At 45.9% G+C, this 9,806-nt stretch carries 10 protein-coding genes; 6 read left to right on the forward strand and 4 right to left on the reverse strand.

What is annotated here, in order from left to right; genetic code table 11:
* Both GOU96_RS15760 and GOU96_RS15765 read left to right on the forward strand, forming a co-directional pair.
* A partial coding sequence (locus GOU96_RS15760) for a LysR substrate-binding domain-containing protein (protein WP_324702010.1) occupies positions 1–698 on the forward strand: 698 nt, incomplete at its 5' end.
* A gap of 158 nt (positions 699–856) precedes the next feature.
* Positions 857–1,354: a DUF1097 domain-containing protein gene (locus GOU96_RS15765; RefSeq protein ID WP_000105488.1), complete on the forward strand. Its 498-nt coding sequence runs from the start codon at positions 857–859 to the stop codon at positions 1,352–1,354.
* A 234-nt stretch (positions 1,355–1,588) separates the two neighbouring features.
* Here GOU96_RS15765 and GOU96_RS15770 read toward each other — a convergent pair whose 3' ends face one another.
* Complete coding sequence (locus GOU96_RS15770) at positions 1,589–3,220, reverse strand: ATP-dependent endonuclease (protein ID WP_000549956.1); 1,632 nt, start codon at positions 3,218–3,220, stop codon at positions 1,589–1,591.
* 262 nt (positions 3,221–3,482) lie between these two features.
* Here GOU96_RS15770 and GOU96_RS15775 point away from each other — a divergent pair, with 262 nt between their 5' ends.
* The 3 genes from GOU96_RS15775 to GOU96_RS15785 all read left to right on the forward strand — a co-directional run bounded on the left by GOU96_RS15775 (position 3,483) and on the right by GOU96_RS15785 (position 7,232).
* A complete protein-coding gene (locus GOU96_RS15775) occupies positions 3,483–5,225 on the forward strand; it encodes a bifunctional metallophosphatase/5'-nucleotidase (protein WP_113628900.1) in 1,743 nt (580 codons plus the stop codon).
* A gap of 558 nt (positions 5,226–5,783) precedes the next feature.
* Entirely contained in the window at positions 5,784–6,740 is a 957-nt protein-coding gene (locus GOU96_RS15780) for a TerC/Alx family metal homeostasis membrane protein (protein ID WP_000074625.1), read from the forward strand.
* A gap of 303 nt (positions 6,741–7,043) precedes the next feature.
* The gene (locus GOU96_RS15785; protein WP_000035884.1) at positions 7,044–7,232 is read left to right on the forward strand and encodes a hypothetical protein; all 189 of its coding nucleotides are present in this window, start codon (positions 7,044–7,046) and stop codon (positions 7,230–7,232) included.
* Between the two features lie 149 nt (positions 7,233–7,381).
* Here GOU96_RS15785 and GOU96_RS15790 read toward each other — a convergent pair whose 3' ends face one another.
* On the reverse strand, positions 7,382–7,948 hold the full coding sequence (locus GOU96_RS15790; RefSeq protein WP_000102406.1) for a PhnA domain-containing protein: 567 nt from the start codon (positions 7,946–7,948) through the stop codon (positions 7,382–7,384).
* Between the two features lie 192 nt (positions 7,949–8,140).
* Here GOU96_RS15790 and GOU96_RS15795 point away from each other — a divergent pair, with 192 nt between their 5' ends.
* A complete protein-coding gene (locus GOU96_RS15795) occupies positions 8,141–9,223 on the forward strand; it encodes a site-2 protease family protein (RefSeq protein WP_219659244.1) in 1,083 nt (360 codons plus the stop codon).
* Between the two features lie 60 nt (positions 9,224–9,283).
* Here GOU96_RS15795 and GOU96_RS15800 read toward each other — a convergent pair whose 3' ends face one another.
* Positions 9,284–9,469: a hypothetical protein gene (locus GOU96_RS15800; protein ID WP_001025949.1), complete on the reverse strand. Its 186-nt coding sequence runs from the start codon at positions 9,467–9,469 to the stop codon at positions 9,284–9,286.
* A gap of 212 nt (positions 9,470–9,681) precedes the next feature.
* A partial coding sequence (locus GOU96_RS15805) for a fatty acid cis/trans isomerase (RefSeq protein WP_267782838.1) occupies positions 9,682–9,806 on the reverse strand: 125 nt, incomplete at its 5' end.

Genomic DNA, 9,806 nt, shown 5'->3' on the forward strand with positions numbered 1-9,806 from the left:
CAAAGCGTTTACTGCAAGATGCCCAGCAGATTGAAATGGGCTTTTATGATCAACATCTCTTAAGTGGTGAGATTCGCTTAGGCGCGAGTCAAACTCCGGCGGAACACTTGGTGCCTGATCTCATCAGTATTATTGATAGTGACTTTCCTGAGATTCGCATCTCATTGGGTGTGAAAAGTACCAAGGGAGTGATCGAAGGCGTTCTCGACTATAAATACGATCTTGGGATTATTGAAGGACGCTGCGATGACAACCGCATCTATCAAGAGGTATGGTGTCGCGATCACTTAACGATTGTCGCTTCGGCACATCATCCATTTGCGAAACGTGAATCGGTCAGTCTTGCTCAGCTTGAACAGGCGAAATGGGTTCTGCGCGAGCAAGGAGCAGGGACTCGCAATATTTTTGATAGTGTGATCCATCCGTTAATCCCAGACTTAGATGTTTGGCGCGAATATGAACATGTTCCAGTGTTACGCACGTTGGTGGCCAATGGCCCTTATTTGACTTGCCTACCGTATTTGGATGTCGAACGCTTTATCGAAAGTGGATTACTGGTTGCACTGAATGTGCCGGAGCTCAATATGGAGCGTACTCTCTCTTTTATTTGGCGTGCAGATATGGAAGAAAACCCACTGGCTGAGTGCATTAAACGTGAAGGATTACGCATGATGAAAGGAAAACCAAGCATCTTATAAGGAGTATCATATTTCCTGAATCTGTTGATTTATCGGTTGCGTCACCAAATGAATGTAATGAAGATTTCCATTATCATTTTATTGTGATTTTAATCACTAATATTCCCATTTTCTTCGGTTAGCATGTCGCCTTAATTTTCAGCATGTATGAGGCGGATATGAGCACTCTGTTTGCTATTGCGTTAACCACAGGAATTCTCTCTGGTGTTTGGGGATGGATTGCGGTTTCACTCGGCTTGCTCTCATGGGCTGGTTTTCTTGGCTGTACGAGCTACTTTGCGTCCCCTAAAGATGGCTTGAAAGGGCTAGGTCAGAGCTTATTAACCAACCTAACGGGTGTTTTCTGGGCAATGGTGATCATTCATGCCAGCCAATGGGTTGGCATTGAGATTATCGGTTACGTTGTGACGGCTTTAGTGGCTTTTATCATGTGTATCCAAGCGCAAAAATCCTGGTTGGCTTATATCCCAGGTACCTTTATCGGTTGCTGCGCAACCTTTGCTGCTGCAGGAAACTGGCAATTGGTGATCCCGTCTTTAATGCTCGGTGGTGTGTTTGGTTATCTGATGAAAGCCAGTGGTCTTTGGTTACATCACAAGCTCAAGCAACCTCGCGCTGAACAAACGACCATCGTGAGCGAAATGACTTCTCGCTAAGCGTGAAGGTCGGTGTGAAACTTTTCTCAGAAACGATTGGCAGAAAAGCGATAGGTGAAAGAATCTACAGGTTAAAAAGCCTATTGGTAAAAAACGATTGGTAAAGAGTACCCCTGATAATTCGTATCGAAAGAATTTAGATACCGCCACACAATTTTGTGTGGCTTTTTTGTAAGAGCTCCCAGCTAGGTGGGGGAGATTAAATCCGTGTGTAGATGAAAACCTTTACCAATCCTAGGTATTGCCGTTTGCCATTGTGATGACTCGTTTTAACGTCCAGCGTAGGAGTACAGGAATACACTCTGTCCCATTGCTTTCACAATGTGAAACGATCGCTAAAGCCAAATCCGGTTTCGCGTGTTTTTTCAGAACTTTAGAGACCACTTTTTTGGCGGGGATCGGGTGGTCATGAGGAATTTTAACCAGCTCTTTGAAGAAGTATTCAAAGCCGTGCGAGTAAAGGAAGTGCTCAATATCTCGATCGGGCAATTCGGTTAAGCGATGTCGCTCTTGATCATGTCCCAGTAATCCTCGTACGGTCGCCGAGTATTTTTTCCCCGCAGGATCGCCATCGGTCACAACATGCCAGTCAATACCAAACGCACGTGCAACCTTGATTAAGGATTTTAGCCCTGATTGAGCAAATTCGATGATATGCACACCTTCTGCAGCTAAGTTGTATCCGCATTGATGGGCGAGTTCGTTAAATAGCCACACTTCCGTTTCACCTTCAACCAGAAGCCAGCAGCGAGCAAAGAGCGCTCCCGAGCGGTGAAAGCGGATATGGAAACCAATGCGGCGCAACTCATCTCGACTTAAACTGCGTTGCGAAACGGAGGTCGCAATGGTGCGATCGGATTTTCTCACCAAACGACGAATCGAATGCAAAGGCACCGCCCCCAGTAAATCACTGCTGTTGGTGGTGAGAATTTTCTGCATGGGGAGCAAATCTAAAAAGCTCCAAGCTCGGGCAAGGTGCGTAGGGTGCAAACGACCTTCCGGATCTTCAATGATCAAAATCGGCCGAGCGCAGCGGCGCAGCTCTTTGGGTCCTTTGCCTTGTAAATACGCGTTGAGTAAACCAAGAAGCAGCAGCTTAGTCTGTTTATTTTTGGTTTCATGAATGATTTGGCTGAGGCTTTTTTCACTCGGAGAGGCCGCATACAGTAAGCTGTCGCGTTCGCGGCGCGGATTTTTCCGGCTTTGACTTTTGAACGAAAAGTAGTGCTCAACCAGAGAGTTCATTGCGCTCAAACTGCTGCGGATCTCGCCTTTGTTAACGTGTCCGGGCGTCGCCATTAAACGTCGCCACGTATTGCTGATTCGTTTCTCGACACGAGCATTCTTGCCGTTGCCATTGGCGAGCGATTTTTCAAAACGTCGAGAATCTTTTAAGCGGATCACTGGATGTAAACTCATCAACTCTTGCGCCAATTTTTCTGAGTGATGCAGAGTGAGTGAGTTGCCCTCTAAATCTAGAAAAGCGTATTGAGTGCTGATGTCATATTTGACCCTTGAGGCGCTGATCCGATAAATGATTTTTTGTGCCCCTTGTTCATCGGTTTGCCAGAGCGGTTTGAGTTTGCGATAGCGCCCAGCCTTGGGCTCATGGAGGTCGCTGGCGGCGAAAACAAGGATGATCTGCAAATTTTGCGTCTGCGCATCGGCAATGGAGTAATCAACGTGGAAATCTTGCAGGGTGAATGGGTACAGAGTGCCATCCGCAGGCAATACTACCGATAGGGCATCCAGCAAAGACGATTTACCCCAAGTGTTTTCTCCAATCAGTGTGGTGATTTCATCAAAGGTCAGTGATAGTCGGCGGATGCCACGGAAACCAGCGATTTCAATTCGCTCTAAATGCATAGGCTGCTCCTTAGATTCCTCACCAGTGCCTATAGTGTGGGCTATCTTATGAGGTTTTCTTTAAGAATAAAGGAAAAACCCAATATAAGCAGGGTGTTAAGCTTGGTTTTTCAAACCAGAGTTCACATTTTTGTAATGAATAAGGCCAAGAAAATGTGACATAAGTTATTTAGCGTCACTAAAATTTCAGAGAGGTTTCATAAAAGTCACGATTCTGTCATGATCGGCGGGCTAGGATAGGAGTGGAAAAGAGAGAAGACGTATGCCTATGAGAAGAAAAAATCAGCCAGCGTCGATCACGCTGGCACACATTAATGACACCCATTCCTACTTTGAACCTACCTCGTTACAACTGACGCTGGAACATGATGCGGACATTTTAAAACCCTTTGTCAGTGCTGGGGGCTTTGCTCGAATTGCAACCCGTATTGCCCAATTACGCGATGATGCGCAGCGCATGCAGCGCGAATTTCTGTTTTTACATGCGGGAGACTGTTTCCAAGGAACACTCTACTTTTCGCTGTTCAAAGGTAAAGCGAATGCCGACATGCTCAATGCACTCAAGTTAGACGCGATGGCCATCGGTAATCATGAATTGGATATGGGAAATTATCCTGTTGCTCAATTCGCGCAGCGCATTCAATTTCCTTTGTTGGCGGGCAACTGGGATTTATCACAAGAACGAGACAGCAAATCGCTGCGTTTGGGGAGCAACCCTAAAGTCTACAGTTATGATGCGCTTCAGGGCCATGCACGCTGGATTGAGAAAAAGGCGCAGGGTGAAAGAATTGCTATCTTTGGCCTGTCGATTGATAAGATGGCCGATATTGCCAACCCAGACAGTGATACTCCGTTTGTGAACGCCATCGAAACGGCACGAAAGACGATTGCGGCAATCCACCAACACGGCATCAATAAGATCATTTTGCTGAGTCACTTAGGCTATGACGGTGACATTGCATTAGCGGAACAAGTGTCTGGGATCAGTGTGATTGTGGGGGGGCATAGCCATGTACTACAAGGTGATTTCTCAGCCCTTGGCCTCGGCAGTCAAGATGAATATGGCTTAAAAATCAATCACACCTATATCGTTCAAGCTGGATTTTACGCGCTTACTCTTGGCCATTGTCAGATTGATTTTGCCGCCAATGGTGAGGTGACCCGATTTGAAGGGCGGAATGAGCTACTGCTCGGGCGTCGGATGTTTGTTGATGCCAGTATGAGCCAAGAGCAGATCAGTGAGCGTTATAGCCAAGCGCGTGATGAAGTGGATAACCATCCGAATGTGGTGGTGTGTAAAAAAGATTCTGTGGTGCAAAATCTATTGCAGGAAAAATACATACCCCAAGTGCGTCAACTGCAACAACAAATTATCGCTCACGCGGATCGCACTTTACGCCATTTGCGCATACCGGATGCTGAAGGCGGCAGTGAGATTGCCCCTCTGGTCGCGAAAGCATTTGTGTATGCATTGAATAAGCGTGGCTTAGACGTTCAGTTTGCCATCCATAATGCGGGTGGTGTCCGTACGTCAATTTTGCCGGGTAGCATCTCGGTTGCCGATGTGGCAGGAAAGCTTTTGCCATTTGCCGTGCCGATCGGCGTTTACCAAGTGAAAGGGGAAGTGATCGCACGCGCTCTGGAAGGTGCGATCAATAACGCGCTCAGTAATGGCGTGCAAGGAACAGGCTCAGGCAGCTATCCATATTGCCATCACCTGCGTTATCAATACTTAGCGGATAAGCCCATAGGTCAACGCATTACACAACTGCAGATCCAATTAGATGGTGAGTGGCAAGCGGTGGATTCTGAAGCCTTGTACTGGGGAACCTCTTCCGCTTATACCATGAAAGGCAAAGAAGGGTATGATGCGCTGCTTGATATGGAAGGAGAGGGCATGGTGACACAGGTTTCTATGGCCGATGCCTTTATTGAGCTGCTGTCGGACTGCCCGTCCTTGCTTGCTTTTGATGCGCATGATGCTTGTGAATGCCACCATCATTAAAACGGATATCTCTTTGCCTTGCTGCCTATCTGTGACTCCAAGTGGTTTGGATGTCACGTCAACACTAAGTTGATCAAGTAGGTTGGCATACAGCTTGCTTTGTTCTGCCTAGTTTTTGCTCAATATTGCTGAGCAAGGGGAGGGAGAACATGTTAAGCCGAGATTGGTTCGATACATTAGTGGTAGTGGCTTGGGTGGGGATATGGTCCGCCCTTATCTATCTATTGCCGTTTGCGGGAGTGTAATCATTACGCAATGGTGTATAGAAAAATGGTAAGCCGAACGTGAAGGAGTCATTGAATATGGCTCCTTTTTTTGTACTAGACACGGTCAAACCACAGGCATAGAATGGCGACGTTTTGGGGAGTAGTCGCCTTAGGTTTATTTGTCGTCATCACGTTGAGTTTGGCTCAACCGGCAAATATAAGCTCTGAATCCAAGTTCAACGCTTCGACGAGACCAACGCATTCAATACTGCGTTTGTTGCAGGAATCATTGGTATGCGGAAGGTCTTGATGTCTGGCGACGAAGCAAGATCTTCCGTTTTCGGAGGAAAATATGTCCCCAATCACTTATCTTGGCTTTGGCCTACTTACCTTAACTCTTGTAGCCGTTGATCTCTGGCAAACCCGTGGTGGGAATGTCACGATCAAAAAAGCGGCCATCTGGAGCATCGTCTGGTTTCTTCTCGCGTTTGTCTTTGCGATTAGCCTTTATTACGGCTGGCAATGGTACGCCCCTCACAGCAGTTACAGTGCCGAGAAAGCCACTCTTTCTTTTATTACCGGCTATTTGCTCGAAAAGTCGTTAAGTGTCGATAACTTGTTCGTGTTTGCGATTATTTTTCATCAATATTCAGTGCCAGAGCATTTACGCCCACGAGCTTTACTTTGGGGGGTGATCGGCGCGCTGGTTTTACGTGCGATCATGATTGCCGTGGGGGCGCAGCTGCTCAGTCAATATCACTGGATCTTATACGTGTTTGCTCTGTTTCTGATTTGGACAGGGATCCAATTGGCTCGCGATAAAGGTGAAGAGTCGATTAACCCACTGCCTGAACGTTTGATTCGTCGTTGCTTCAACGTGACGAAAGATTATCAAGGCAATGCATTGATCTGTAAGCAGCAAGGGCAGTGGTGGGTAACCCCGATGTTTATTGTGATTGGCGTTATTGCGTTCATGGATGTGATGTTTGCTTTAGATTCGATTCCTGCGATTTTTGCCGTGACCCAAGAGCCATTTTTAGTGCTGGCAGCGAACGTGTTTGCTTTATTGGGGCTGCGCTCTCTGTATTTTGTACTTCAAGGCATGATGGATAAATTTTTCTATCTTAAACCAGCTTTGGCTTTCATTATGATGTTTATCGGGGTGAAGATGATGTTAGTTGATTCAGCTTGGGCAATTCCAACGCCGATCTCACTCTGCGTGCTACTGGTGACCATGAGCACGGCGGTGATCGCGTCTGTACTCCGTGAGCGTTCTCAATCCAAACCCATCGCAGAGAAAGTCTCTTAAATTTCAAATGTTATCTCCCTGTGCCTCGCTGTTGAGTAGAGTCATGGGGAGATAAAAATATTTTTAGTAAATAAGTTGTTAAAGTTTTTTGTGTTGTAAAAAATGGCGTAATAGTTATGCGTGAAAGGCGCTTAAAGTTTGAACTTTTTCGTGACTTGTTGAATATCTAAATGGCAGCATGTTAATGCATTGTTTCATTAGTTTTAGTAATCCAAATCGTCAAAATTAGTCATTTTCTAACCAGATGTGCATTGACTAATATTCACCTCAACAAAGTAAGTTACCGATTCAAGAGAGGCAATCATGGCTCAGGCAATGCAAATGGGAACAATGACAGTCCCAACCTCTAAGGATAAAAAAACCTACGCGGTTAACTTCAAAGGATTGATTGCTCATCTGTTTGACATTCTGTTTGTAGATAATGCGCCACGTCATTACTACGCGACTGAAATGTCAGCACACATCCAAAAAGATGTGGGTTTATACCGTTAAGCATAAATAGAGTTTAAAAAGTCGGCATTTGCCGACTTTTTTGTTTCTTGAAGGGCGTATTTGCTACGAATATGCTTCAAATAAGAAAAAGCGCCTAAAGCGCCTTTTCTTTATTATCTTAATCAAGCTTTCACTCGCTCAATCATCGATTACTTTTTACGGCAATACTCAGCAATGATGTACATGGTTTGGCCGTTCACCTTACCTTGAATGTGCTTTGGATCTTCGGTTAACGCGATACCGCGTACTGCAGTACCTTGTTTGATGACCATGCTTGAGCCTTTGACTGGTAGATCTTTGATGACGGTGACATCGTCACCTTTTTTCAGCTCGACACCATTTACATCGCGTGGTTTTTCCGCATCATCGTCCATGCCAATTTCTGCCCACTTAGCGGTCTCTTCATCGAGATACATCATATCCAGCAGATCACGAGCCCAGCCTTCCGTTTCAGAAATACGTTTCAGTTGGCGCCATGCGAGAACCTGAACAGGTTGAACTTGGCTCCACATACTGTCATTCAGACAACGCCAATGGTTCATATCCACCGTTTCTGGGTTTTCGATTTGTCCTTTACAGGTGTCACACAGCATCACTGCGTGATCGACAGTGACGAGGGCATGCGGAGCAACCACAAAAGGAGAAAGAGGAGCAGAGGCCGCGCATAGCTCGCATTGTGATTGACAGCGTTCAAGTAAAGTTGCTTCAGTAGACATAGTACCCACCTTGTAAATAAATGTAAGCGCGTATTATCCATTTTAAACTCAGAATTTAAAGGGATATTCGGTAATTTCCGGCAAAACACCGCTTTTCTGCGCCAATCACTTGGCTCAAAAAGAGTAAATTTCTGCTTCTTCTCAAGGCATTCGGTATAATGCAGCATCATTTTTTGACGACTGGATTGAGCTTTGGAACTGCTTTGCATTGATTATTTAGGTAAGCCACTAAGACTTGAAGGGACGATGGCGGGTTGGCAGCAACTGTTTTGGGACAACATTTTGGTTGCTCAGCGCCCAGCACAAGAACAGTATGAAGGGGATATTCAACACCATTTCCAACTGACTCAAGGGGAGCATGTGTTGGAGTGTTGTCTCGAGATCGTACTGACTTGGCAACCGTTTCAGTTACAGTACCAAACCAAACTCAACGGTGAGCTTGTGGCGCAAGGCATGCGCAGTGAAAAGGATGTTGAACGCCAAACACCGTATGAGGCCCCTAAGGTAGAACGTCGATTCAGTGTTATCGGCCTTGTCTCTTTAGCGATGAAAGCACTCAAAAGTGCCAAAATGATCAAAGTGGTCATGGCATCGGCCAGTTTGGCTGCCTACTCTTGGCTTTTTTCGTTTCAATTTGCGCTCGCCCTGATCGGCTGTTTGGTTTTCCATGAGTATGGTCATGTAAGAGCCATGAAATATTTTGGCATGAAAACCAAAGGCATCTATCTAGTGCCATTCCTTGGTGGACTCGCCCTCAGCGATGAAAAGATCAATACCCGTTGGCAAGACGTGGTGATTTCGATCATGGGACCGTGTTTTGGTTTCCTATTGTCCTTGTTGCTCGTTGGGGTGTACTGGGTGACGGATTCGCCTTTCTGGGCAGCGCTGGCAGTATTTAATGCGTTTCTTAATTTGTTTAATTTATTGCCTGTTTTACCGCTGGATGGCGGGCACATTCTCAAAAGCGTGAGCTTTTCGATGAACAGTAAAATGGGGGTAATCCTCTGTGTGCTCGCGATTCTTGGTGGGATTGCGTTAAGTTACAGCTTGGGCTTAACCCTGTTTGGTTTCTTACTTTTGATGGGCGCACTGGATATTGTTTTTGAGTGGCGTCAGCGCCATCGCAGTCATTTGTTACCCCTCAACCGTTATGCACAAATGGTGTCCACCGTCTGGTACTTTGCTTTAGTCAGTGGATTGATTGCCATCATCATCGGTTTTGCTTCGACAGGAGATACGTTGCTAAGCCTGCCGTTGTTGATTCTGGGCACATAATTAAAAGGAAGCCGAATGATTCACGTTCGGCTTCCTTAACTGTCTATTAGCTATTAGGCATCAACGCCAGTCACTATCCCAGTAATCTCGTCCTTCAGGAGCGTAAGGCTCATCAGACCAAGGCTGCGCTTTACCGCGTAGCTGCTCCAATTGCTGTTCGAGTAAGTTGACCGTTGCCAAATCTCCTTCTGAGCAAGCCACATAAATTTCTTGCTCAATGGCTTCGATGCGATCACGAATGTTCATCCAATACCTCCTGTGATGGCTCTCTGCATAGTGCATGTCAAACATTAGGACAACACAATAATGGATTCTATCCTATCTAGGACAAGTTTAGCCTATCCCCTTTATTTCATAGCACGCGGCCAGAGTAAAAATGAATAGCACTGCTTGATACGTATGGATGTGTACAAAGGATTCCCCTTAAGAAAATTTTTTCTTAAGGGGAAGAACTTGGTTCAACGGTTTTCGAAACGGTTGTAATCGAGCAAACCAAACTCAATGGGTTGATCTTGGCGATACCATTGATGCACAAGATCGCTAAATGCCCAAAATTCGGGTGAGCTGCGGCGTACTGCAAAAC

It is taken from the genome of Vibrio sp. R-1 (genome assembly GCF_035615595.1).
In the GTDB taxonomy this organism is placed as follows: Bacteria; Pseudomonadota; Gammaproteobacteria; order Enterobacterales; family Vibrionaceae; genus Vibrio; species Vibrio cholerae.

What these genes read in the sequence shown, in the direction of transcription:
- GOU96_RS15780 (WP_000074625.1), top strand. Translation starts at nt 5,784, where the DNA reads ATGTCCCCAATCACTTATCTTGGCTTTGGCCTACTTACCTTAACTCTT.
- GOU96_RS15775 (WP_113628900.1), top strand. Translation starts at nt 3,483, where the DNA reads ATGCCTATGAGAAGAAAAAATCAGCCAGCGTCGATCACGCTGGCACAC.
- GOU96_RS15770 (WP_000549956.1), bottom strand. Translation starts at nt 3,220, where the DNA reads ATGCATTTAGAGCGAATTGAAATCGCTGGTTTCCGTGGCATCCGCCGA.
- GOU96_RS15785 (WP_000035884.1), top strand. Translation starts at nt 7,044, where the DNA reads ATGGCTCAGGCAATGCAAATGGGAACAATGACAGTCCCAACCTCTAAG.
- GOU96_RS15800 (WP_001025949.1), bottom strand. Translation starts at nt 9,469, where the DNA reads ATGAACATTCGTGATCGCATCGAAGCCATTGAGCAAGAAATTTATGTG.
- GOU96_RS15790 (WP_000102406.1), bottom strand. Translation starts at nt 7,948, where the DNA reads ATGTCTACTGAAGCAACTTTACTTGAACGCTGTCAATCACAATGCGAG.
- GOU96_RS15765 (WP_000105488.1), top strand. Translation starts at nt 857, where the DNA reads ATGAGCACTCTGTTTGCTATTGCGTTAACCACAGGAATTCTCTCTGGT.